This window comes from Bradyrhizobium sp. (assembly GCF_050014615.1).
Classification (GTDB): Bacteria; Pseudomonadota; Alphaproteobacteria; order Rhizobiales; family Xanthobacteraceae; genus Bradyrhizobium.
This window is the reverse complement of sequence record NZ_JBEKCZ010000067.1, coordinates 1-23,844: the sequence shown is the minus strand read 5'-3', so window position 1 is coordinate 23,844 and position 23,844 is coordinate 1. Positions and strand designations below refer to the sequence as shown.

25 protein-coding genes are annotated in these 23,844 nt (G+C 62.2%); 12 read left to right on the top strand and 13 right to left on the bottom strand.

Translation table 11 applies throughout. From position 1 onward, the window contains the following. Positions 1 to 582, top strand: a 582-nt coding sequence (locus ABR948_RS13190) for a TRAP transporter substrate-binding protein (protein WP_428118230.1), incomplete at its 5' end; no start/stop codon positions are given. A gap of 82 nt (positions 583 to 664) precedes the next feature. Here ABR948_RS13190 and ABR948_RS13185 read toward each other — a convergent pair. The 5 genes from ABR948_RS13185 to gph all read right to left on the bottom strand — a co-directional run bounded on the left by ABR948_RS13185 (position 665) and on the right by gph (position 5,630). After that, complete coding sequence (locus ABR948_RS13185; protein ID WP_428118228.1) at positions 665 to 2,266, bottom strand: TRAP transporter large permease; 1,602 nt, start codon at positions 2,264 to 2,266, stop codon at positions 665 to 667. After that, positions 2,263 to 2,802: a TRAP transporter small permease subunit gene (locus ABR948_RS13180; protein WP_428118225.1), complete on the bottom strand. Its 540-nt coding sequence runs from the start codon at positions 2,800 to 2,802 to the stop codon at positions 2,263 to 2,265. Before ABR948_RS13180 ends, ABR948_RS13185 begins: the two co-directional genes overlap by 4 nt. A 332-nt stretch (positions 2,803 to 3,134) precedes the next feature. Beyond that, a complete protein-coding gene (moaA, locus tag ABR948_RS13175; protein ID WP_428118222.1) occupies positions 3,135 to 4,169 on the bottom strand; it encodes a GTP 3',8-cyclase MoaA in 1,035 nt (344 codons plus the stop codon). A gap of 125 nt (positions 4,170 to 4,294) precedes the next feature. After that, positions 4,295 to 4,786 carry a hypothetical protein gene (locus ABR948_RS13170; RefSeq protein WP_428118239.1) on the bottom strand — a complete coding sequence of 164 codons (492 nt, stop codon included), beginning with the start codon at positions 4,784 to 4,786 and terminating at the stop codon, positions 4,295 to 4,297. Between the two features lie 163 nt (positions 4,787 to 4,949). Further along, the gene (gene gph, locus ABR948_RS13165) at positions 4,950 to 5,630 is read right to left on the bottom strand and encodes a phosphoglycolate phosphatase (protein WP_428118220.1); all 681 of its coding nucleotides are present in this window, start codon (positions 5,628 to 5,630) and stop codon (positions 4,950 to 4,952) included. A gap of 235 nt (positions 5,631 to 5,865) precedes the next feature. Here gph and rpiA point away from each other — a divergent pair, with 235 nt between their 5' ends. From rpiA to ABR948_RS13145, 4 genes are read left to right on the top strand one after another with little or no spacing between them, the layout of a single operon-like run. Further along, the gene (gene rpiA / locus ABR948_RS13160; RefSeq protein WP_428118217.1) at positions 5,866 to 6,564 is read left to right on the top strand and encodes a ribose-5-phosphate isomerase RpiA; all 699 of its coding nucleotides are present in this window, start codon (positions 5,866 to 5,868) and stop codon (positions 6,562 to 6,564) included. Positions 6,565 to 6,588: 24 nt separating this feature from the next. Further along, the gene (locus ABR948_RS13155) at positions 6,589 to 7,113 is read left to right on the top strand and encodes a DUF2059 domain-containing protein (RefSeq protein WP_428118214.1); all 525 of its coding nucleotides are present in this window, start codon (positions 6,589 to 6,591) and stop codon (positions 7,111 to 7,113) included. Between the two features lie 52 nt (positions 7,114 to 7,165). Then, positions 7,166 to 8,563, top strand: a complete 1,398-nt coding sequence (gor, locus tag ABR948_RS13150; RefSeq protein ID WP_428118211.1) for a glutathione-disulfide reductase — start codon at positions 7,166 to 7,168, stop codon at positions 8,561 to 8,563. 53 nt (positions 8,564 to 8,616) lie between these two features. After that, positions 8,617 to 8,802, top strand: a complete 186-nt coding sequence (locus ABR948_RS13145; RefSeq protein WP_428118208.1) for a hypothetical protein — start codon at positions 8,617 to 8,619, stop codon at positions 8,800 to 8,802. Between the two features lie 115 nt (positions 8,803 to 8,917). Here ABR948_RS13145 and ABR948_RS13140 read toward each other — a convergent pair whose 3' ends face one another. Further along, on the bottom strand, positions 8,918 to 10,039 hold the full coding sequence (locus ABR948_RS13140; RefSeq protein WP_428118205.1) for an FUSC family protein: 1,122 nt from the start codon (positions 10,037 to 10,039) through the stop codon (positions 8,918 to 8,920). Between the two features lie 277 nt (positions 10,040 to 10,316). After that, a complete protein-coding gene (locus ABR948_RS13135; RefSeq protein ID WP_428118202.1) occupies positions 10,317 to 10,976 on the bottom strand; it encodes a CGNR zinc finger domain-containing protein in 660 nt (219 codons plus the stop codon). Positions 10,977 to 11,056: 80 nt separating this feature from the next. On the opposite strand from ABR948_RS13135, the gene ABR948_RS13130 reads away from it, so the two are divergent. Further along, a complete protein-coding gene (locus ABR948_RS13130; RefSeq protein WP_428118199.1) occupies positions 11,057 to 11,980 on the top strand; it encodes an EamA family transporter in 924 nt (307 codons plus the stop codon). Here the strand turns inward: ABR948_RS13130 and ABR948_RS13125 are convergent. Further along, complete coding sequence (locus ABR948_RS13125; protein WP_428118196.1) at positions 11,961 to 12,104, bottom strand: hypothetical protein; 144 nt, start codon at positions 12,102 to 12,104, stop codon at positions 11,961 to 11,963. The two genes, ABR948_RS13130 and ABR948_RS13125, sit on opposite strands and share 20 nt — an antisense overlap. 71 nt (positions 12,105 to 12,175) lie before the next feature. On the opposite strand from ABR948_RS13125, the gene soxC reads away from it, so the two are divergent. Together soxC and ABR948_RS13115 are read left to right on the top strand one after the other, a co-directional pair. Then, positions 12,176 to 13,501, top strand: a complete 1,326-nt coding sequence (gene soxC, locus ABR948_RS13120; RefSeq protein ID WP_428118193.1) for a sulfite dehydrogenase — start codon at positions 12,176 to 12,178, stop codon at positions 13,499 to 13,501. Continuing rightward, positions 13,488 to 14,021: a c-type cytochrome gene (locus ABR948_RS13115; RefSeq protein WP_428118190.1), complete on the top strand. Its 534-nt coding sequence runs from the start codon at positions 13,488 to 13,490 to the stop codon at positions 14,019 to 14,021. Before soxC ends, ABR948_RS13115 begins: the two co-directional genes overlap by 14 nt. 22 nt (positions 14,022 to 14,043) lie before the next feature. On the opposite strand, the gene ABR948_RS13110 is transcribed toward ABR948_RS13115, so the two are convergent. From ABR948_RS13110 to ABR948_RS13100, 3 genes are all read right to left on the bottom strand, one after another. Continuing rightward, a complete protein-coding gene (locus tag ABR948_RS13110) occupies positions 14,044 to 14,190 on the bottom strand; it encodes a hypothetical protein (protein WP_428118187.1) in 147 nt (48 codons plus the stop codon). A gap of 215 nt (positions 14,191 to 14,405) precedes the next feature. Then, positions 14,406 to 15,149, bottom strand: a complete 744-nt coding sequence (locus ABR948_RS13105; protein ID WP_428118236.1) for a Crp/Fnr family transcriptional regulator — start codon at positions 15,147 to 15,149, stop codon at positions 14,406 to 14,408. A gap of 685 nt (positions 15,150 to 15,834) precedes the next feature. Next, the gene (locus ABR948_RS13100) at positions 15,835 to 16,740 is read right to left on the bottom strand and encodes an alpha/beta hydrolase family protein (RefSeq protein ID WP_428118233.1); all 906 of its coding nucleotides are present in this window, start codon (positions 16,738 to 16,740) and stop codon (positions 15,835 to 15,837) included. Between the two features lie 330 nt (positions 16,741 to 17,070). Here ABR948_RS13100 and ABR948_RS13095 point away from each other — a divergent pair, with 330 nt between their 5' ends. From ABR948_RS13095 to ABR948_RS13085, 3 genes are read left to right on the top strand one after another with little or no spacing between them, the layout of a single operon-like run. After that, positions 17,071 to 18,459, top strand: a complete 1,389-nt coding sequence (locus ABR948_RS13095; RefSeq protein WP_428118184.1) for a class II 3-deoxy-7-phosphoheptulonate synthase — start codon at positions 17,071 to 17,073, stop codon at positions 18,457 to 18,459. Position 18,460: 1 nt separating this feature from the next. Then, positions 18,461 to 18,814 carry a diacylglycerol kinase gene (locus ABR948_RS13090; RefSeq protein WP_428118181.1) on the top strand — a complete coding sequence of 118 codons (354 nt, stop codon included), beginning with the start codon at positions 18,461 to 18,463 and terminating at the stop codon, positions 18,812 to 18,814. Between the two features lie 44 nt (positions 18,815 to 18,858). Then, entirely contained in the window at positions 18,859 to 20,616 is a 1,758-nt protein-coding gene (locus ABR948_RS13085; protein ID WP_428118178.1) for an NAD+ synthase, read from the top strand. Between the two features lies 1 nt (position 20,617). On the opposite strand, the gene ABR948_RS13080 is transcribed toward ABR948_RS13085, so the two are convergent. Beyond that, on the bottom strand, positions 20,618 to 21,766 hold the full coding sequence (locus tag ABR948_RS13080; protein WP_428118175.1) for a DUF2865 domain-containing protein: 1,149 nt from the start codon (positions 21,764 to 21,766) through the stop codon (positions 20,618 to 20,620). Between the two features lie 153 nt (positions 21,767 to 21,919). Beyond that, the gene (locus tag ABR948_RS13075) at positions 21,920 to 22,225 is read right to left on the bottom strand and encodes a hypothetical protein (RefSeq protein ID WP_428118173.1); all 306 of its coding nucleotides are present in this window, start codon (positions 22,223 to 22,225) and stop codon (positions 21,920 to 21,922) included. A gap of 273 nt (positions 22,226 to 22,498) precedes the next feature. On the opposite strand from ABR948_RS13075, the gene cysS reads away from it, so the two are divergent. Further along, positions 22,499 to 23,844, top strand: a 1,346-nt coding sequence (gene cysS, locus ABR948_RS13070) for a cysteine--tRNA ligase (RefSeq protein ID WP_428118171.1), incomplete at its 3' end; no start/stop codon positions are given.

Sequence of the window (23,844 nt, the reverse complement as noted above, 5' to 3'; positions counted from 1 at the left end):
GATTTGCAGGGATTGAAATTCCGCATCGGCGGTTATGCCGGCCGTGTAATGCAGAAGCTCGGCTGCGTGCCGCAGCAGCTCGCCGGCGGCGACATCTATCCCGCGCTTGAAAAAGGCACCATCGACGCCGCCGAGTGGGTCGGTCCCTATGACGACGAGAAGCTCGGCCTCTACAAGGTCGCGCCGCACTATTATTATCCTGGCTGGTGGGAAGGCGGCCCGATGCTGCTGGCGATGATCAATCTCGACAAATGGAATGCGTTGCCGAAGTACTACCAGAACATCCTCGAACAGGCCGGCCACTACGCCAACAACTGGATGATGGCCAAATACGATACCGTCAATCCGCTCGCTTTGAAGAAGCTATTGGCCGGCGGCACCAAGCTGCACGGGTTTTCGCCCGCCATCATGGAAGCTAGTTACAAGGCGACCAAGGAGCTCAACGCCGAGGTCGCCTCGACCAATGCGAACTTCAAGAAAATCTATGACTCGGTCACGGCCTATACCAGCACCGGTTATCAGTGGTTCCAGGTCGCCGAAGTCGGCTTCGATAATTTCATGGCGAGGCATGCCCAGAGCTAATCTCGCCTGAACCGGAATCGAAGACAAAACCCCGAAGCACAGGCTTCGGGGTTTTTTCGATTCGTCTAGGCGTTGTTCGCCATTACTTCGCCGGAGGACCGAAGTCGAGTGGTGGCAAATCCATCTGCGGAACGTCGATCTTGATCTGGTTCAGGTCGACGTTGGCTGGCTTGTCGAGCAGCGCCGTCACCGTGATCGGGAACGCGATCACAAGCGCGACCATGATCGCCTGCAAGCCGACCCAGGGTAGCGCCCCCCAATAGATGTCGGAGCTCTTGACCTCCTTGGGCGCCACGCCGCGCAGATAGAACAGCGCGAAGCCGAACGGCGGATGCATGAATGAGGTCTGCATGTTCACGCACAGCATGACGCCGAACCAGATCAGGGCCGGCCCATCCCCAACCACCGGCCCCAGGATCTTCTGCGCGATCGGTGCAATCATCGGCAGGATGATGAAGGCGATTTCAAAGAAATCGAGGAAGAAGGCGACGAAGAAGATGAACAGGTTGATGAAGATCAAAAAGCCCCAGACGCCGCCGGGCAGCGAGGTCAGCAGGTGCTCCAGCCAGACACCGCCGGAGACGCCGAGGAAGACCACCGAGAAGCAGGTCGAGCCGATCAGGATGAACACCACCATGCAGGTGATGCGCATGGTGGTCTCATAACCCTGCTTGATCAGGTCGCGCAGCTCGGGAATGCGGACCGCCTCGAGGCAGATCCACACCACTGCAAGATAAGTCACGGCGAAGGCGAGCTTGAAGATCAGCCCCTCGGTGGCAAACATCCCGATGATCGTGCCGATGCCGCCGGCAATCACGCCGATGATGAGAACCTTGCGCCCGGTGGTCGAAAAATCCTTGCTGTGGATCGCCGCCAGCACGATGGCGCCGACCGCGCCCATGGCGCCGGCTTCGGTCGGCGTCGCAAGACCCATCATCATGGTGCCGAGCACGACAAAAATCAGCACCGCGGAGGGAATGATACCCATGAGGCATTTCTTCCACAGCGCCCAGCCGGTCAGCGTGCGCGCGTCCTTCGGCACCGGCGGCAGGTAGTCGGGCTTGAAGATGCCAAGCACGAAAGTATAGCCGGCGAACAGCAGGATCTGGAATACCGAGGGGCCCCATGCGCCGAGATACATGTCGCCGACCGATTTGCCGAGCTGGTCGGCGAGCACGATCAGGACCAGTGACGGCGGCACGAGCTGGGTGATGGTTCCCGACGCCGCCAGCACGCCAGTGATATAGCGAATGTTGTAGCCGTAGCGGATCATTATCGGCATCGAGATCAGCGCCATGGCGATGACCTGCGCCGCCACCGTGCCGGTGATGGCGCCGAGGATGAAGCCGACCAGGATCACCGAATAGCCGAGGCCGCCGCGGATCGGTCCAAACAGCTGGCCCATCGAATCCAGCATGTCTTCGGCGAGCCCACAACGCTCCAGGATCGCGCCCATGAAGGTGAAAAAGGGTATCGCGAGCAGGAGTTCGTTGGACAACACGCTGCCGAACACGCGGCCCGGGATCGCCTGGAGAAAATTCAGATCAAAGAAGCCGAGATGAATCGCGAGGAAGCCGAACGAAAGCCCGACCGCGGCCAGCGTGAAGGCCACCGGGAAGCCGATCAGCATGGCGACAACCAGGCCGCCGAACATCAGCGGCGGCATCGTTTCCAGCGTAATCATTGCGTCGGCCTCTCGTATTTCGCATCGATCGTCACCTCACCCCGAAGCGCGGCGATGCGCTTGATGACCTCTGAGACGCCTTGCAATGCGAGCATGACGAAGCCGGACGGAATTACGAATTTGATCGGCCAGCGGATCAAGCCGCCGGCATTGCCCGACATTTCTCCGACCGCATAGGCCTGGTGGAAAAACGGCCAGGACAGATAGGAGAGCAGCAGGCAGGCCGGGATCAGGAAGAACAGTGTCCCGATCAGGTCGAGCCACAATTGTCCGCGCTCGCTGAGAAACAGATAGAAGATTTCGACCCGGACATGCTCGTTGCGCTTGAAGGTATAGGAGGCGCCGAACATCACCAGAATGGCGAACATGTACCACTGCAGCTCAAGCCAGCCGTTCGAGCTGTAGCCGAAGGCATAGCGGATCATGGCATTGCCGGCGCTCACGATGCAGGCGGCCAGCACCAGGAAATTGCAGATGTAGCCGATCTTTTCATTGATCAGGTCGATGAACGAGCTAATCGCCAGCAATGGACGCATGGTGTTTTCTCCGGCACTCGCCATCAAGTCACGCCCGTTGTCGCAACGGGCATCCCCTGGCGTCCGCACGCAGAACCACGGCTCATTTTCAGGAGCGATCGCAACGATAGTCCTCCCCCAATTGCGCTCTTATTGAGCTCTTGCCATCTTGACCGCGCTCATCCGGCGCAGCGGCTTATCCAGCCGAGCAGGCATAAAAGCCAGCGCACCATTTCAGCGCGCCATGGCGGCGTCAATTGGAAAATGGGCAAATTGACGTGGGATCAAGTGGTTGCACGGGGCTTGGTAAATCAACCGCCTTGCCAAAGACCGGCAGGTCGCGCGCCAGAAATTCAGCCGCCGGTCACGCTCATATGGCGGCTGACGCTCGGGCGGTTGTGCCTGCGATCGATGATGAAGTCGTGGCCCTTCGGCTTCAGGCCAATGGCGCGGTCGATCGCCGCGCTGAGTAGTTCATTGTCGGCGGAGGCACGCAGCGGCCGGCGCAGATCGGAGGCATCCTCGTGACCGAGGCAGGTATGCAGCGTGCCGGTGCAGGTGATCCGCACCCGGTTGCAGGATTCGCAAAAATTATGCGTCATCGGCGTGATGAAGCCGAGCTTGCCGCCGGTCTCGTTGACGCGAACGTAGCGCGCCGGGCCGCCGGTGTCGTCGTCGAGGTCGGTCAATGTGTATTGCTTGGCGAGACGCGCGCGGAGCAGGGACAGCGGCACATACTGGTCGATGCGTCCCTCGCCGATGTCGCCCATCGGCATCACTTCGATCAGCGTCAGCGCCATGCCCTTGCCGTGCGCCCATTCCATCAGCGCGGGGATCTCGTCCTCGTTCATGTTCTTCAGCGCCACCGCGTTGATCTTCACGGCGAGACCGGCCGAGCGGGCGGCCTCAATGCCGGCCAGAACCTTGTCGAGATCGCCCCAGCGGGTGATGGCCTTGAATTTCACCGGATCGAGTGTGTCCATCGAGACGTTGATGCGGCGCACGCCGCAGTCGCGCAGCTCATTGGCATAGCGCGCCAGCTGCGAGCCGTTGGTCGTCAATGTCAGCTCATTGAGCGCGCCGGATTTGAGGTGCCGCGAGAGCGAGCGCACCAGCGACATCACATTGCGCCGGACCAGCGGTTCGCCGCCGGTCAGGCGCAGTTTTCGCACGCCCTTGGCGATGAAGGCCGAGCACAGCCGGTCGAGTTCTTCGAGCGTCAGCAAATCGGCCTTGGGCAGGAATGTCATGTCTTCCGACATGCAATAGAAACAGCGCAGATCGCAGCGATCCGTAACCGAAACCCGCAAATAGCTGATGGTCCGGCCGAACGGGTCGGTCATCGGACGCAGCAGCGATGCGGGACTACTCAACAAGGATTCGGTCATTGATGTGCCTGTGGACGCGGCCACCGTATTAGCAGGAAACGGGGCTTCGCCAACTTAATCTAGGCACGTTGCAACGCCGGTACAATCCACTGTTTGCCATCGTTGGACGGGTGCAGTGCACGCAATCAGCGGGGGGGCGGGGGCGGTGGTGGTGCGGATCCCTGCGCGGGATCGGGGAAGGCCGATCCGTCGGCAGGCGGTGCCCCGGCGGCGCCCTTCGGGACCTTCGGCTTCTTCGGCCGCATCATCTTGTGGGCGGCCTTCGGCAGCGGGCCGGCAGGTTGCAGTTCCGCGACCACCGGATTGGGATCGGTCTTTGTCGTCCCGGCGGAGAAGAACTCGCCGGGGATGCGGATGACCTGCACAGGGACGGTTGCTGGCTGGAACCTTGGCATCGTGTAACTGACCGTAAAGCCGCCGCTATCGGGTACAGGCAGAGTGACCGAGCAGGGCGTTTTGCAGTTCTGCCCCAGCGATGTCCGCGCGTCGGCGCCCGGCGGGTTCGATTCGATCTGGACCTGCAGGGTTGGCGGTGCCGACTTGAAATAATCAGTCGAAAACGACGAGCAACCGGCAAGGCTCAAACCTGCTGCGGCAATCGCGATGACACGACGCATGATCAATCCGTCACTCTTACTGCGGCAAACAGCCACAATCCCCAGATCGACCATAAGAGCGTCGGCACAGCCGCGCAACCATGCGGATCGTGATCGTTAATAGATGGTTAATGCCCGGATTCGGTCCAATAAAATTATGATGTAAAATCAATATCTTATCGATCTATTTCGGGGCCAGCATCAGGCTTTCCACGGCTGCCGAGAGCTGATTCATGTGACCGATCAGAAGATCGGGTTTGAGCTCGGCGATTGGAACCTCGGTATAGCCGAATTCGACGCCGATCACGGGCACGCCGGCGCGGCGGGCGACGCCGATATCCGGACCGGCATCGCCGACCATGACCGTCGCGGAGATCTCGCCGCCGGCGCGCGCGACCGTCTGCCGCAAGATCGCCGGATCGGGCTTTGAGATGCCGAAGGTGTCGGCGCCGCAAATCGCGGAAAATCGCGCGCTCAACCCCAGCCGGTCCAACAGCAGCTTCGACAGCCACTCCAGTTTGTTGGTGCAGACCGCAAGGCGATAGCCGCGCGCCGCGAGTTCATCGAGCGCGGCTTCCAGGCCCTCGAACGGGCGCGAAGCGTCGGCGATGTGGGCGGCATAATGGTCGATGAAATCGCCTGTGAGCCGGGTGAGGTCTTCCAGCGCAACGGCGCGGCCGTCCACTTCCAGGCCGCGCTCGATCAGCCGCCGGGCGCCGGCGCCGATCATGGCCCGCGCGGAATGCAGCGGCACCGGGGGCAGCCCCTCGCGGTCGAGCACATAATTGAGCGCGCTGATCAGGTCGGGCGCCGTATCCACAAGCGTGCCGTCCAGATCGAATACAACGGTGCGGGCAGAGGTCATCGTGGATCGCTAGCGGTCCGCGTGCCATCATGCAAGTGGGGGATCATTGCCGCTGGAAATCACGCCGGAAGTCCCGGCGGGAAGACCGCCGATCCCGGGCCGGATTATTTGTCAGGTTAATCTATCAGGCCGGCGTATAGCGCTGTTACTTGTCGCAAAACGACGCTAGATATGCCCCCGCCGGACATCGCCGATCGCACGGTCGGCGGCGGCTTCCCAGAGGCATCGTTCGCACGTGAATATGGACGAATTGAAACGGCAGGCGGCGGGTCGTGCGCTTGAGTTCGTGCGGGATGGCATGAAGCTCGGCCTTGGCACCGGTTCGACCGCGAAACATTTTGTCGAGCTTCTCGGCGCGCGGGTCCGCGCCGGGCTCGATGTGGTCGGCGTGCCGACATCGGAAGCGACCAGGGCTGACGCTGTACGCTGCGGGATACGTCTGACCACGCTCGATGAGATCGATCGGCTCGATCTGACCGTCGACGGCGCCGACGAAATCGATCCCGATCTCAATCTCATCAAGGGCGGCGGCGGCGCCTTGCTGCGGGAAAAGATCGTGGCCGCGGCGTCGGATCGCATGATCGTGATCGCGGACGACTCCAAATGGGTCGAAACGCTCGGTCGCTTTCCGCTGCCAATCGAGGTAATCCCGTTCGGGCTGGCGGCGACGCAACGCGCGATCGGCGGGGCCTTTGCCGAATGCGGCGTTTCCGGACCGATGGTGCTCCGAAAGGGCCAGGACGGCCACGTTTTTGTCACCGACGGTGGCCACTGGATTGTCGATGCCCATCTTGGCCGCATAGCCAGGGCTGCGGATCTGGCGGGATTGCTGACCGCCATTCCGGGGGTCGTCGAGCACGGACTATTCATCGGTCTTGCCAGCACGGCGATGCTGGCGGGCCATGCTGGAATTCGGGTTATTGAACGGCGCTGACGCCGCAATCGAGGAGACTATCGAATGAAGAACCGATCGAGAATCATGTTGGCTGCGGGCCTCGCGGTAGGGCTGGCGCTGGCATGTGCCCCGGCGAACGCGCAACAGCCGGCTCCGGCCAAGCCGGCTTCGCCCGCTTCCATCGCGGCGGCGAAGGAAATCCTGGAGATGAAACACGCCAACGCGATGTACGCGCAAGCCGTTCCCAGTATCGTGGAGCAAGCCAAAAACAATATCATGCAGAACAACCTCAACTATCAGAAGGATCTCAACGAGGTTGCGGTCGTCGTCGCGCAGAGCCTTGCCGGCCGCGAGAAGGAAATCGGCGAGGGCATGGCCAAGGTCTATGCCGACGCGTTTACCGAGCAGGAGTTGAAGGACCTCGTCGCGTTCTACCGATCGGCGCTCGGTCAGAAATTGCTGGTGGCGGAGCCGCAGGCCATTCAATCCAGCATCGAATATATGAAGCAATGGGCGCAGGCTTTCTCCCAGACCGTCAACGCCCAGTTCCGTGCCGAGATGCATAAGCGCGGCAAGGACTATCAATAAGGGCATCTGATAACGATATCTGATCTCGCATCCGATCCTGATCGAGGCTGACATGGCTGAGTTCGACACCGATCTGTTCGTCATTGGAGGCGGATCGGGCGGAGTTCGTGCCGCCCGGATCGCCGCCGGCCATGGTGCGCGGGTCATGATCGCCGAAGAGTACCGGATGGGCGGCACCTGCGTGATCCGCGGCTGCGTGCCGAAGAAGCTTCTGGTCTATGCGTCCCACATCCATCACGAGATCGAGGATGCGGCGGGCTTCGGCTGGACCATCCCTTCCGCGACCTTCGACTGGCCCACCTTAATCGCCAACAAGGACAAGGAGATCGCGCGGCTGGAGGCGGCCTATACCGCCAACGTGGAAAAATCCGGCGCGCGAATCGTCAAGACCCGCGCGGTGTTCGAGGATGCGCATACGCTGCGGCTCTCAACCGGCGAGACTGTGCGGTCGAAAACCATTCTGATCGCGACCGGCGGCGCGCCCAACCACGGGCTTGCGATCCCCGGCATCGAACATGTGATCTCCTCGAACGAGGTGTTTCATCTGGCCGCGCTGCCGCGGCGCATCCTGATCCAGGGCGGCGGCTATATCGCGCTGGAATTCGCCTGCATCTTTGCCGGCTTCGGTTCCGACGTGACGCTGGTCTATCGTGGCGACAACGTGCTGCGCGGTTTCGACGAGGACGTCCGCAGCCATGTGCGCAGCGAGATGGAAAAGGACGGCATCACCATTCTGACCGGCTGCACCGTCAACAAGGTCGACAAGCATGGCAAGGAATCCACCAAGGAATTCACCTCGCATCTGTCGAACGGTTCCAGCATCGCGTCCGATCAGGTGATGTTCGCGATCGGCCGGCATCCCAATGTCAGAGGTCTCGGGCTGGAGAACGCCGGCGTCGCCATCAATCCCAACAATGGCGGCATCAATGTCGACAGCTTTTCACGCACCTCGGTGCCGAATATCTACGCGATCGGCGACGTCACCCACCGCATCAACCTGACGCCGGTCGCGATCCGCGAGGGGCACGCGTTTGCCGACACCGTGTTCGGCAAGCGATCGGTTCAGGTCGATCATGAGAACATCCCGACCGCGGTGTTCTCGCAGCCGGAGGTCGGCACGGTCGGGCTGACGGAAACCCAGGCGCGCGCGCAGTTCAGTCACGTCGATATCTACAAGACGAGCTTCCGGCCGATGAAGGCGACGATGTCGGGCCGCGACACAAGGATCCTGATGAAGCTGATCGTCGATGCCTCCACCGATCGCGTCGTCGGCTGTCACATCGTCGGCGACGGCGCCGCCGAAATGGTGCAGGTGCTCGCTATCGCCATCAAGATGAAGGCGACCAAGGCCGATTTCGACGCGACCATGGCGCTGCATCCGACCGCGGCGGAAGAGCTCGTGACGATGCGCACGCCGAGCGCGCGGCATGTGCGCCAAGCGGCAGAGTAGGGACCTGCTCGCGTTTTCGATCACGATTTGAATAGCTCACACCGGCGCAAGTGATGGAAAACGAACAAGACCGCGACCGCTCCAACGTCCACCACATCAAACGCCCAAAGCGCCTGTTGAGCCGTCCGCGCGTGGTGATGGGCCTGCTGTTGATCGTCGCCATTCCGATCTTCGTCGCCCTCGCCAACAAGGCGGTGCGCGAAAACGCCGAGGCGATACGGCAGAGTTTCGGCAGGTAGGCCCGTAGGGCGGATTAGCGAAGCGTAATCCGCCGATTTGGTGGGTGTCATGGCGGATTACGCGGAGTTTATCATCGGGCGCGCATTCGCGCGACCCGTTGGCTAATCCGCCCTACTAAGCCGCCTCGTCGGTCGTTTTCGGAGCTTCCGACCGCTCCATCCAGACGGTCACGCAGCGTTCGAGGTCCCGCAAATTCTGGTGCATCTGTTCCAGCGAAAATCCCAGCGCGAAGAAACGCTCGATCACGTCGCCCGGCAACCCGCGCGTCAGGCCCTCGCCACGGACGGCCGCGACCTCGGCCGTATAAGCCTCCAGTGCGGCCTCCATCGGTTGGATCGTGGGACAGCGGTCGCCGGTGCGAAGGGCAACGCCACTGGTCCGGAGATATTCGACGACGGTATCGGTGACGCGCGCCAGTGGCCCGGCGAGGCGTTGCTGCAGATCGGCCGGCAAGGGGATCACGCTGGCGCGCCCGATCATGACCAGATCATGGCGCAGCCGCAGCACGGTTCGCAGCAACGGGCCGGTATCGGGGCCGTTGGTGAGCCGCGCGGCGCGTTCACGCTCGGCCTCGGCGCCGGTCGCGTTGAGGCCGGTCAAGGCGGTGCCGATCCCATCCTGTAGTTTGTGCAGGGTGTCGTTATCCCGGCCCCGGGTCAGGCCGGAGAGCAGTTCATTGAGAACGGACGCCATCAATTCAAGCACGCGCGCCGCCCTGGCGCGAACCTGGCTGTGCGCCCGCGCCGGCAACACCACAAAGGACACCGCAAGGCCGGTGAATGCCCCGACCGCGACTTCCAGAACCCGATCGATCGCGGACTCCAGCGGCGTGCCGTGGTTCATCATTGGAAGCAGTAGCACGATGATCGCGGTGACGGTGGCCACGTTCAGGCTGGGATTGATGGCCGCGATGAACGCCAGCGGCGCAACCGCCAGCACCAGAACCGCGAGCAGGGCGCCTTCGCCGGAGTGCGGGATCAACACCGCGACGGCCGCCCCGTAAATCGCGCCACCGATGGTCCCGACCAGATAATCGCGGGTCGCCTTCAGCGATCGCCCGACGCTCATCTGCGTGACGATGATCGACGTCAGCACCGCCCATAGCGGCAGCTTGAGGCCGACCGCCAGCGCGATGACCAGGGAGCCCATGGCGGCGGCGGTGACCCGGACGCCGAGGCCGAGTTCGACCTTCTTGGACCAAAGCCACACGGCGGCACGTTTGAAAAATGCGATCATCCGCCTCCGTGAGTTCCTACCGCATGATTCGAGGCTCCAGTTTGGGCTCTTGAATCAAGTCCAAACCGATGCCTTCAACCCAGCAAAACCTGACCACCGGCATTTCGGAGATTAACTCCTAACGGACATGCCGCGGACATGTCAAAATCGACCAAAATGAGCCGGACCTACACGTGACCTGATCAGCTTTTCAACGCCGGATACCAAGCGTCATCGCAATCCAGCGCGCAAGACTTAGCCCCATGTAGCCGAGCGCGAGGCACAAAGCAGGTTGCCCTCAATTTGTGGAACGATCGTTCTCGGGACTCTTGTGGCGAAGATAGTGACGGCGTGCCTTGGCTCGATTTCCGCAATCTCCCATCGAGCACCAGCGACGATTTTGAGCTCGGCTTTCGTCGATGAACAGCCAGCCGCATCCGCGATCATCCTGACACTGGCGGATCTTTTGAGCGCGTGGACCAGTCAGCAAATCGGCCGCAGACCATGCGATCGGTTTCAACAAGTCGGCCGGAGACGTGTGCGGAAACGTGGGTGACCATACCACCAGGCTTCTGGCCGATGCAACGCGCAACCCGGGCGCGCCCGCGCGCAGCGTTGCATTGAGAATCTTCACGTGAAACTCGAAGAATCGTTGAGCGGCGAGGCGTGTCCGAAATAGTTGATAAACGGCCTCTCGAAGAACGATGGCCTCTTCGTAGAGGCGTTCCGCTTCGTCCGGGCGCTTTCGCCAATGCGCCTGGAGGCGAGCGGAATAGCTCGGGGTCACCAGTCCGACGACCCTGAACCAGTCCAACAGTGCTTCGGATGAGGGTAATCGCTCCTCACCTCGATCCCGCAAGCGCCACGCCACCGTGTTGACGAACTGGATACTGAGTTCGTCGGACACCGCGACGCCGTTTCGCGCCTCGTCTCCGTCGCCGGTCGATCTTTCCATCATCATTGCAACCTATAACCCCTTAAAGAGTTATACAAGCGAGAATTATAACCCTATAAGGGGTTAACACAAAGGTGCCATCGATGTTCCAGCATTGCTCTCGCCATGCGCGCCTGACTATCGCGTTCCTGGCAATCTACATCCTTTGGGGCTCGACCTATCTCGCTGTTGCGCTGGGACTTGAGTCCATCCCTCCGTTCCTGTTGATGGGGCTACGCTCGCTTGGTGGCGGGCTCGTGCTCCTGGCCTGGTCCGGACGGCAGGGCGGCGTTCTGTCTGGCCAGGCATGGCTACACGCTGGTGCCTGTGGCCTCCTCCTTTTTGTCGGTTGTCATGGGGTCCTCGCCTATGCGCAAGTTCGAGTCCCTTCCGGCATGGCGGCCATCATGCTCGCCACGATTCCGTTTTGGATCACCCTTATCAATTTTGTCTTCCCGACGGCGAGGCGTCCATCGACAAAAACCCTTATCGCGCTCTTGCCGGGCTTCGCCGGCGTAGCGTTTATCGCTTGGCGGCAAGCGACCAGCCGCGAGTATCCCGTTGGCGCGGTTGATATCCTGCTCTTACTGATCTCAGCACTGTCCTGGGCTATGGGTTCGCTTTTGTCGCGACAGCATGCGGCAAGTACGTCGGCAATTGCACTATCGGGAATGCAGCTGACAGTCGGCGGCGGCGCTCTACTGATCGCGAGTATCATCGCTGGAGAGCTTCAAAGATTTTCGCCGAGGGAGGTCTCCGTGGAATCAGCGGCCGCGCTCGCCTATCTTATCACCGCAGGCACTATCGTCGGTTTCGTAGCGTACGTCTGGTTGTTGGACAATATCTCGGCTTCTCTAGTTGCTACCTACACGTTTGTGAATCCGGTGATCGCGGTTGCTCTGGGATGGATCGTTCTGCGAGAGCACCTGACCGCAGCAACGCTATTCGGTGCTTTGCTCGTCGTGGGCTCAGTTATTGCAGTTTGGTTGTTCGAACCTGGCTCCATACCTAGACTGAAGGAAAGCTAATAACCTGCAAAATAACGTCGCGTTCGTCCGGCAGCTCAACGACCGGGCCGATGGCGAGATTGAGCGCGCGCCCGGAAACGGTGAATTCAACCAACGCGTTGGTTTTCGTGATGTAGACGGCCATATGGCAAAGAGCTACCGTAAGCGGGTGAACAGACGGGCGACCTGTAACGTCCGCATTCAAGGGAGGCTGGGATGTCCAAGCACCGCGATATGCGTGGTCAAGCTTTGGAAGCCACTGCCGGAAACGGCTTGATCGACCGCCGCGCATTGCTGGGGCGCGGCATCGCGCTGGCCGGCGCAATGGGGGCCGGCATCGGCCCGGCGGCCGCGGGCGCCGAACCGCTCGCCCAGCCGCTCGCTGACCCGCCATGGAGCCTGGAATTCGGCGACCGGACGCCACCCTACCAAATGCGGTCGAAGTTCGAAGCCAAGGTCGTGCGCACGCTGAGCAATCCCAAGCACGAGATGCGTAATTCGCATGCCCGCACGCCGCACCACCAGCTCGAGGGAACCACGACGCCGAACGGACTGCATTTCACCATCAATCACGGCGGGATTCCCGATATCGATCCGGACCAGCATCGGCTGGTGATCCATGGTCTGGTGAAGCGGCCGCTGGAGTTCACGCTCGAGACCCTGTCGCGCTATCCGATGGTCTCGCGCGCGGCATTCGTCGAATGCGGCGGCAACAGCGCCCCGATGTTTTCTCCCGAGCCGCTGCAGGAGACGGTGCAGGCGCTGCACGGGCTCGCCTCCTGCGCGGAGTGGACCGGGGTCAAGCTGTCGACGCTGCTGGAGGAAACCGGAATCGATCCGCGCGCAACCTGGTTCATCGCGGAGGGCGCGGACTCGCCGCATCTGAGCCGCAGCGTGCCGATCAAGAAGGCGCTGGATGACGCCATGATCGCGCTCTACCAGAACGGCGAGCGCCTGATGCCCGGCAACGGTTACCCGATGCGCCTTTTGCTGCCCGGCTACGAGGGCAACATGAACGTCAAGTTCCTGCGCCGCATCAAGCTGGTGGAACAGCCTGCGCTGAGCATGTACGAGGCGCGGACCTACTCGCCGATCCTGCCGAGCGGCAAGGCGTACCGGTTTTACTTCCTGCAGGAGGTCAAATCCTTCATCACCTATCCGTCGCACGGCCACGCGCTGAAGGGGCCCGGTCTCTACGAGATTTCGGGCATCGCCTATTCCGGCACCGGCCCGATCGAGAAAGTCATGGTCTCCGCCGATGGTGGCCAGAGCTGGGCGCAGGCCGCCCTGCAGGAACCGGTCCTGAGCAAGGCCTTCACCCGTTTCCGCCTGCCGTGGCGATGGAACGGCGGTCCGGCCACGCTGCTGAGCCGGGCGTGGGATCAATCCGGCAATGTGCAGCCGACCCGCGCCGAATTCGTCGCCGCCCGCGGCGAACTGACAAAACCGCCGCCGGTGCTGGGCTTTCTCAACCAGCACTACAATTCGATCACCAGCTGGGGCGTCGCCACCAACGGGGAGGTCAAGCATGTTTACGCGTAAGGGCGCGATCGCTGCCGCCTCGCTATGGCTGGCGTTGACGGGCGGCGCCTCGTTGGCCGAGACGCCCAATCTCGGCAAGCCGATCGATGAGGCCGCCATTGAGGCCTGGGACATCAGCATCCTGCCCGACGGCACCGGATTGCCCAAGGGCAGCGGCACGCCCGCGCAGGGCGCGCCGATCTACGCCGAGAAATGCGCAGCCTGTCACGGCGACAACGGCAAGGGCGGCGAGGCTGCTGCGCTGGTGAGCGATCGTCAACTTGCCGGCATCTCGGCGGCGCAGAAAACCATCAAGAATTTCTGGCCCTATTCGACGACGATCTTCGATTTCGTTCGCCGCGCGATGCCGTTCCAGATGCCGCGTTCGCTGACCGATGATGAAGTCTATGCGCTGACGGCCTACATCCTCGCCGAAAACAAACTGATCGGCGCCACCGATACCATGGATGCGCAAACCCTGCCGAAGGTGAAGATGCCCAACCGCGACAACTTCATCATCCGGTTTCCCGATCGCATCTAGCTGCGCCGCTGCACACGGTTCGTCAGAAGAAGCCGATACTCATGTCCAGGCCGGACGTGGCCACGCACACGAACACCACCACGCCAAGACCAAAGCTGACGGCGATCACATTCAGGATGTAGTTGGCTTGCACTTCGGCCGGCGCGAGAACTTCCGGAATCGCATTCATGTCACCCTCCAAAAAATTGATTAAAAAATTTAGCCCCAAAGGAGGGCTCTATCGGCGCAGACTAACTTCGAGACATTGATGGAAGATTGCGAGATATCGTTAATCTACCTGCGCGTGGAGTGGGTTAGCGAAGCGTAACCCAACGTCCATCGGCGACGCGCGGCGGGTCATGTACGACCTGTCAAAGCTGTCAAGGAATGCATTCAACGACGAGTTCAAGAAGACGCTGGCAACGCGGCTTGCGTGCCGGCCCTGAAATAGGATGCGTTGGCCAGCAGGCGATTGGTCGTCAGCTTCAGGAAGTAGAACGCTATTCCGGGGTTTTGATAGCAGATTTGCGCCAGTTCGCCTTCGCTCAACCAGAGCAGATGAACATCGGTCAGCGCGCGGGCGGTTTGGGTTCGCTGGCGGTCCGCGGAAAACAAGCCGATCTCTCCGAACAGCTCGCCTTCGCGTAAGGTAAGATCAATCTGCTCAAGATGGATATCGCCTGATATGATCATGTAGAGGCGATCGGCATGATCCCCTTTGCTGAAGAGAACCTCGCCGGCCTTCAGCCGGGCGTCCTTCATGAACGGCTTCAGCCAGCCCGTGGAGAGATCGCGTTTGGAAGCTGCCTCGACCAGCTTGATCAGCCGCAGCATCTGGACCGCGCGCCAGACATTCAGCGGCAGCAGGATCGCGTGCAGGACCAGCACGGGATAGAGGTGGTCGTAGAAGCCATAGACGATGAAAGCGACATTGCTGCACACCGCGGCGCAACGCAAAGGGATCATCGTCTTCATGCAAAACGTGGCCAGCACGAGCGCGGAAGCCAGATAGCCGGCAGCTTCGATCCAGTTCATCAATTCCTCCGCGCCGGTTGGTTCGTTATCTTCTGCGGCTGATGCACCGCACGCGCCGGCTTCTGCTGCCGGCTGCCGATTCAACTGCAACGAGTCAATATCGTAACAGTTCACAAGCGCCAAATCTGCCCGACGGGCAAATCATCGAGCGAACCCAGTGATTTCACGTCCAGCCCCATTTGCAAAAATATTTCTGTTCCCGCCCGACCCAAATCAAATTTAGATTCCCGCCGTCTCGTCCCTTCTGAGGGGCGTATCGCGATCGTCACGGACGCGGGGCGGGATGCGGTGGACGCGGATGGCGCTTCTGACGAGGGCGCTTTTCTGCGGACGGCGAAGTCGTGTGGTCCTGACGCCCCGACGCTGGCGTCAAGTCGGCAAAGTTATCCGCCGGCGATGGTGACAACCAAGCCCGGTCACCAGGGAGAGCGCGAAGGAAACCGTTAAAACCATTGCGTGCGGGAATGCCGGGTGAATCCGGTGGCTCGCTGTGAGTACTCGTGTGCATACTCACTACCAATATGCGCACACGAGGCTGCGGGTGCATCGGGCATCCGGCATTCCCCACGCCCTCTCTTGGGCGGCAAGGATTTTTTGCAACAACTCGGGCGCAATGCGCTGCGAGAGCGCGGAGGTGTGTCTGCTAACGCCGTCATTGCGAGCGTAGCGAAGCAATCCATCGCGCAACGAAATGAAAGAATGGATTGCTTCGTCGCTTCGCTCCTCGCAATGACGACCTGCAACGTGACGGCTTGGCTCTTTGACAATTGAATCAGCGAACCAAGGCCGCGCGCTCCCGCTACTCCGCCGCCTCCATCCATTCCGCAGCTCCGCGCCAGAGCGTGTCGCGGTGCTCGGGACGGAAAAAGCCGAGATGACCGATCTTGCTGGCGCCGGCGTCGGCGGGAGTGATGGTCAGGATGTCCGGCTTGGCCGAGGTAAATCCCGAACACAATAGTTCGACCGCCGCCCGCGTCGCCCAGGGATCGTCGGACAGGCACAGCGAGCGCAATGCGCCTTTGTAGCCGGCGAAGTTCGACAACGTCTTGAGGTTGGGGTCATCGAACAGATAGCGTGGTTTCATGATCCAGCCGGCCCATTGCTCAAACACGCCCTTGGGCAGGTCCTCGCCCAGACCGCTCCAGCCCGGTGCGTAGCCGAGCACCCGGGTGAGGGGGATGCCGACAAGATTCAGCATGGCAACGACGCGATAGCGCTCCGGCGCGGCCATTAGCCTCCAGTATCCGGCCTGCGCGGCGATCAACAGCGCGCGCGAGACCTCGGTATTGTTGGCGAGCAGCCCGAGCGCCTGACCGCCGAAGGAATGCCCGACATAATTGAGCGGCAGGGCCTTGTAGCGCTCGCGCATCCACGCCACCGCGGCGGTGACATCGAGCGCCGCCCAGTCCGACATCGAGGCCTTGAAGCCGACCAGCGACCGCGGCTGATTGTAGCCGACCAGCGATCTCTGCCTCGAGTCGCCGGTGCCGCGGTAATCATAGGTCAAGACCGCATAGCCGCGCCGTGCCAGATAGCCGGCGAACCCGCGGTAGATCCGGCGCGGCACGGCAGCGGCCGAATTGATCAGGACGGCGTGGCGCTTGGCGCCGCGGGGCAAAAACAGCGTCGCGCCCAGCACATATCCGTCCGTGGCGGGGAAGGTGATGTCGTCGATGAAAACGTCGTCCAGCCCGGCTCCCGCCACCGCGATTACCCCCGTGATGTCGCGCCGCTCCAGCAAATGCGAATTCGGCTTTTTCTGCAAGGGCTTGTCTTGAGGTGCGAAAATCCAGCCAAGGCCCTAGTTACGACAAAGGCCCCGCTTGCGGCGCCCCCGATACGAACGCCGGCAACGGGGGACTGGCAGGCCCATCTGTTCCGGTGCCGCGGGTTGACGTGAAGCTCATGTTAAGAAGTTGCGGCGAAGTCCCGCGAGGTTCAAATCAGCGGCACTGGCGGTGAGCGATCAGCCTGTGTATAACCCGGCCCTTCGCTATCCCCCATAAGTAGCGGTTTTTGCTCAGGAGTTAACGTCATGTCCGAGCGGTGGACACCCGACAGCTGGCGCGCCCGGCCGGTGATGCAAGTGCCGGAATATCCCGATGCGAAGGCATTGGCGGATGTCGAGGCGCAGCTGGCCACGTTTCCGCCGCTGGTTTTTGCAGGTGAGGCCCGCAACCTGAAAAAGGCGCTGGCGCGCGTAGCCGCCGGCGAGGCCTTCCTGCTGCAGGGCGGCGACTGCGCCGAGAGCTTCGCCGAGCACGGCGCCAACAATATCCGCGACTTTTTCCGCGTCTTCCTGCAGATGGCGGTGGTGCTGACCTATGCCGGGGCGTTGCCGGTGGTGAAGGTCGGCCGCATCGCCGGGCAGTTCGCCAAGCCGCGCTCGTCGGCGACCGAAACCATCAACGGCGTCGAGCTGCCGAGCTACCGCGGCGACATCGTCAACGATATCGCGTTCACGGCGGCGTCGCGCATCCCCGATCCGCAGCGTCAGCTGATGGCCTATCGCCAGTCGGCGGCGACGCTCAATCTGTTGCGCGCGTTCGCGACCGGCGGCTTCGCCAATCTCGGCAGCGTGCACCAGTGGATGCTGGGCTTCCTGCGGGATTCCCCGCAGTCGCGGCGTTACAAGGAACTGGCGGATCGCATCTCGGACGCGCTGAATTTCATGCGCGCCTGCGGACTCAATCTGGAAAGCCATCCGGAACTGCGCGCCACCGATATCTACACCAGCCACGAAGCGCTGCTGCTCGGCTACGAGCAGGCCTTCACGCGGGTCGATTCCACCACCGGCGACTGGTACGCCACATCGGGTCACATGATCTGGATCGGCGACCGCACCCGCCAGATCGACCACGGCCATGTCGAGTATTTCCGCGGCATCAAGAATCCGATCGGGCTGAAATGCGGTCCCTCGCTCAAGCCGGACGATTTGTTGCGGCTGATCGATGTGCTCAATCCGGACAATGAAGGTGGACGCCTGACCCTGATCGGCCGCTTCGGGGCCGACAAGATCGGCGAGCACCTGCCGCAGCTGATCCGCGCCGTGCAGCGCGAGGGCCACAAGGTGGTGTGGTCGTGCGATCCGATGCATGGCAATACGATTGCCTCCAACAGCGGCTACAAGACCCGTCCGTTCGACCGGATCCTGTCGGAGGTGAAGTCGTTCTTCACCATCCATGCGGCGGAGGGCACCCACGCCGGCGGCGTCCATCTGGAAATGACCGGCCAGGACGTCACCGAATGCGTCGGCGGCGCGCGCGCCATCACCCATGAGGATCTCAGCGACCGCTATCATACGGTCTGCGATCCCCGTCTCAATGCCGAGCAGTCGATCGACATGGCTTTCCTGATCGCCGAATTGCTCAAGCAGGACCGCGGCGCGCAAGCCCAGCCGCTGCCAGCCGCGGCGGGTCTCTGAATTGCTGCGGTTCTGGCGGGCCACGATCAACACGCGCAATGGCCTCGCCTTTGCGATCCGCTCTGAACAGGCCATTCGCGAAGAACTGGTCGCGCTGGCGCTTGCCTTGCCGCTGGCGTGGCTGATCGGCGTGAATTCGATGCGCCGCATCGAGATGATCGCGGTGGTGGTTCTGGTGCTGGTGGTCGAATTGCTCAACACCGCGATCGAAAAGCTGGCCGACCGGCTCACCACCGATCACGATCCGCAGATCGGGCGGGTCAAGGATATGGGCTCGGCGGCGGTGGGCGTCGCGCTTGTCATGGCGGGGCTGTTCTGGCTGTTCGCCATCGCTGAGCGCATGGGCGCGATCTAAAGCATGCAATTGCAGTTTATCCGCGCGCGGGGCACCTTCTCTCCATGACCGAAAACGCCGCCCAGTTCACGATCACGCTGGCCCAGCTGAACCCCACGGTGGGCGATGTTGCCGGCAACGCCGCCAAAGCGCGCGCGGCGCGCGCGAAGGCGCACGCGGATGGCGCCGATCTCGTGGTGTTGTCGGAATTGTTCATCGCCGGCTATCCGCCGGAAGACCTGGTCCTGAAACCGGCCTTTCAGTCCGCCTGCCGCGCCGCCATCGAAGAGCTCGCGCGCGAAACCGCCGACGGTGGTCCGGCCATGTTGATCGGCAGTCCCTGGGTCGAGGACGGCAAGCTCTACAACGCCTGCGCCCTGCTGGACGAGGGCCGGATCGCCGCCATTCGTTTCAAGGCCAACCTGCCGAACTATGGCGTATTCGATGAAAAGCGCGTGTTCGCGCGGGGGCCGGCCGCGGGCCCGGTGACCATCCGCGGCATCCGGGTCGGGGTTCCCATTTGCGAGGATACCTGGCTGGAAGAGTCGGAAGACTACGAGAACGTGGTCGAATGCCTGGCGGAAACCGGCGCGGAAATCCTGGTGGTGCCGAACGGCTCGCCCTATGCGCGCGACAAGAACGATATCCGCCTGTCGATTTCGGTGGCGCGGGTCACCGAGAGCGGGCTGCCGCTGATCTATCTCAACCAGGTCGGCGGCCAGGACGAGCTGGTGTTCGACGGCGCTTCGTTTGCGCTCAATGCCGATCTCTCGGTGGCGGCGCAATTGCCGGCGTTCGAGGAAAACATCACGACACTGCGCTGGACCAAAGGCGATTCCGGCTGGCGCTGCACCGGACCGGTCGCGTCGCTGGTCGAGGGCGATAAGGCCGACTACGCCGCCTGTGTGCTGGGCCTGCGCGACTATGTCGGCAAGAACGGATTTCCCGGCGTGCTGCTCGGCATCTCCGGCGGCATCGACTCGGCATTATGCGCGGCGATCGCGGTCGATGCGCTGGGGGTGGAGCGCGTCCGCGGCGTGATGCTGCCGTTTCGCTTTACCGCGCAGGTGTCGCTCGATGACGCGGCCAAGCTCGCCTCAGCACTCGGCATTCGATATGAGGTGCTGCCGATCGCGCAGGCGGTCAACGGCTTTGAAGATATTTTGTCGGGTACCTTCGCAGGCCTGCCGCGCGATATCACCGAAGAGAACCTGCAGGCGCGCACCCGCGGCACGCTGTTGATGGCGATTTCCAACAAGACCGGCGCGATGGTGGTCACGACCGGCAACAAGTCGGAAATGTCGGTCGGTTACGCCACGCTCTATGGCGACATGAACGGCGGCTACAATCCGATCAAGGATATCTACAAGACCGAGGTGTTCCGGCTCTCAAGCCTACGCAACGCGTGGAAACCCGATGGCGCGCGGGGGCCGTTGGGCGAAGTCATTCCGGTGAACATCATCACCCGGCCGCCGACGGCGGAACTGCGCGAAAACCAGACCGATCAGGATTCCTTGCCGCCCTATGAGATGCTCGATGCGATCCTGGAGCGGCTGGTCGAGCGCGAAGAGCCGCTGGCGTCGATCATCGCGGCGGGGTTCGACCGCGAGGTGGTGACGCGGATCGATCGCCTGCTCAACATTGCCGAATACAAGCGGCGCCAGGCCGCCCCGGGCGTCAAGGTGACGCGACGGAATTTCGGGCGCGACCGCCGCTATCCCATCACCAACAAGTTTCGCGATACCGGCAAGTCCTTGCCAGAACCCGACGAGACGCTGGCGTCGCGCGCGAGCCGCGGGTCGGCGGAAGCGTTTGAAGGCTGAATCAGCGCGCGGGGATGAACGTCGGTCCGACCGAGCGGATCGGCTTGTTGTCCGGCGCGCTGCCGGTCGAGGCTGCCGTGGTGCTGGTCGATGGATCCGGTGCGGGCGTCGCATCGGGGGCGGCGGCCACCGGCGCGGAGCCCTTCTTGGCGGGAGCGGGAGCCTGCTTGGTCGGCGCGCGCGACATCTTCTTGGCGCTCTCTTCGGTGACGATGATGTCGCCCTGCTGTTCGGCGGCGGCTTTATCGTCGATGCTTTTCAGGGCATCGGACCAGGTCTGTCCGGCAGCCTTGCACGCGCAGGACGGATTGAACTCCTGACGGTAGCGAAAGGCATTCGGCGAGGACGAATAAGGCTGACCGTTGATCGACACCGCCTGGCTCATGTCTTCGCCGGGATTGCGGTAGCTGTAGAGGCTGGCTTCCGCCGCCGGGCAGAGCGCCTTGCAGGTCTTTTCATCGTCGGGGAAGCGGCCGGGCACGGTGGCGAACGAAATCGGAAAATAAGCGCCGTCGCAACTGCGCACGCAGACGGTGCGATAGGTGCCGGATTGCGGACCGACATCGGCGCCGGGGGTGCCCGGGCTGTTGTTGCCGAACAGATTGTTCAGAAAATTGCCGGGCCCTTGCTGCTGCACCGCGTTGGCATATTGCGGTCCGCAATTATTCTGCGCCAGCGCCAGCAGCACCGAACGGCGCTGGTTGTCGCGATCGGTGCCGCCGCCGCCGCGCAACCGCTCGAGGCTGGTCGTGATCTGATCGAGGTTGGCCCGCATCTGCTGAATCTGGTTGTTGACCGGGCCGCATTGCGCCGACTGGCCGTTGAACAGCGAGAAAAATCCGGAACTGTCGCAGCCCATCCGCTTGGCCTGCGAGGTGACGCGGTCAAGCTCGCTCTGCTGCTTGGACGCGGCATCCGTGTAACGGCGGATCTGCTCGTCCTTGGCCGGGTCTCCGCTGCCGCCGCCGCGGTCGATGGTCGCCAATTGCGCTTCCAGCCGCGGGCACATCGGATTGACCGCGGCGCCCTGCGACGGCGGGGGTGGCCCCGGAACCTGCGCGTGGGCGTCCATGCCGAGCACCGCCGCACTGAGCAGCACGGTGCAGGCCAGGATTGTTCTGGAGGACGGGAAAATCAACGATTCAGACATGTCCGGCCATTTGGGCGAATCCACGCGGGCTCAAGAAGAACCGCAGGCGCGGCCAACGGGGCCTTCCCATACAAGCTTCTCGGGGCATCGTCACGTCGTTTCCGGGGCACCAGTGTGGCGGGGCCGGCGTCCGGGCGTGCCGCAGCGGACAGCTCAGCGCTGGCAGGTGATGGCGACGTATTCGTTGCAGCCGGAATGGGTGCAGTTCTTGCCACCTTGGGGAACCGAGCCGGTGATCTCGTCCGGGTCGACGCGCCGGTAGGAGGAAGCCTGGGCGAAATCCCGCGACTGGCAATAGGACAAAGCGGCGTGGGCGCCACATTTCTCGCCCTTGGCGAGGCACTGGTCGACGCCGTAGCCGTCGGCCTGGTTGGAAATGATGAAAACGCGGCTGTCGGCCGAGGCCGCCGACGCGGCCAGGACGAATACGCAGGCCAAAAGCGCGGAAATGGATCGCATGCTGCACCGAGGAAGGAGGGGACCGCCGCCAGATGGTAAACTCAAAGTGTAAAGAATGATCAACCACGGTGGCCGGGGCGGTTTCGTGGCCCAAACAGGCTTTTCTGAGGCACTTGACGCAATCCCCCAAGCTGCCCCATGGTAGTTCGCATGAACGGTTTCCTCGCCATTTGCGGCATTTGCCGCGAGATTATGAGCTAGCGATTCGCTGGCTGAGGCCGTCTTTTCTCACACGAGATCATTGGACGCCCGGCCGCAAGGGATGGGTTGTCCATGGAATTGCGACTTTACGATACCTTGACCAGGGAAAAGCGCGTCTTTGTGCCGCTCGATCCGGCCAATGTGCGGATGTATGTCTGCGGCCCGACGGTCTATGACTTCGCCCATATCGGCAACGCCCGCCCGGTCATCGTGTTCGATGTGCTGTTCCGGCTGCTGCGCCATCTCTATGGCGCTGACCACGTCACCTATGTCCGCAACATCACCGACGTCGACGACAAGATCAACGACCGCGCCGCGCGGGATTTCCCCGGCCTGCCGCTGAACGAGGCGATCCGCCGGGTCACCGAGAAGACCGCCGACCAATTCCATGCGGATGTAAAGGCGCTCGGTGCTCTGCCGCCGACGGTCGAACCGCGCGCGACTGACTTCGTGCTGCCGCGTTCGGACGGCAAGGCAGACATGGTGACGCTGATCGAGAAACTGATCGCGCGCGGCCACGCCTATGAAGCCGGCGGCGAAGTGCTGTTCGATACCCAATCGATGCCGGACTATGGTGCGCTGTCGGGCCGCCGGCTCGACGAGCAGCAGGCCGGCGCGCGCATCGCGGTCGATGCCCACAAGAAACATCCGACCGATTTCGTGCTCTGGAAACAATCGTCGGACAACGAACCCGGTTGGGAAAGCCCGTGGGGCAGGGGACGTCCGGGCTGGCATATCGAATGCTCGGCGATGAGCGCCGCCTATCTCGGCGACGTCTTCGACATTCATGGCGGCGGCCTCGACCTGATTTTTCCGCACCATGAAAACGAAATCGCGCAATCGCGCTGCGCCCATGGCACGCCCACGATGGCGAATTACTGGATGCATAACGGCTTCCTGCAGGTCGAAGGCGAGAAGATGTCGAAGTCGACCGGTAATTTCGTCACGATCAGCGAGTTGCTGGCGGATTGGCCGGGCGAAGTGCTGCGCCTCAATATGCTGAAGACGCATTATCGTTCGCCGATCGACTGGACGTTGAAAGGACTGGAAGAAAGCGCGAAGACGCTCGACGACTGGTACTGGGTAGCTGCCGATGTCAGAAGCGGACAACCTTCCGCCGCCGTTATCGAAGCGTTGTCAGACGATCTGAACACGCCGCAGATGATCGCGTCGCTGCATAGTATGCGCAACAACGCGGCTTCCGGAAATGAACGAGATCGCGAGCAGTTTGCTTCCTCTCTGCGGCTTCTCGGTTTCCTGTCCGAGAGTGCCGCGGTCTGGAACGGTCGAAAGCAGCGAGCCAGTGGCATTGATGCCAAGCACGTCGATGGCCTGATTTTGGATCGCACCGCGGCCCGCGCGCGAAAGGACTTCAAGGAATCCGATCGTATCCGCGATGAACTCGCGGCGATGGGCGT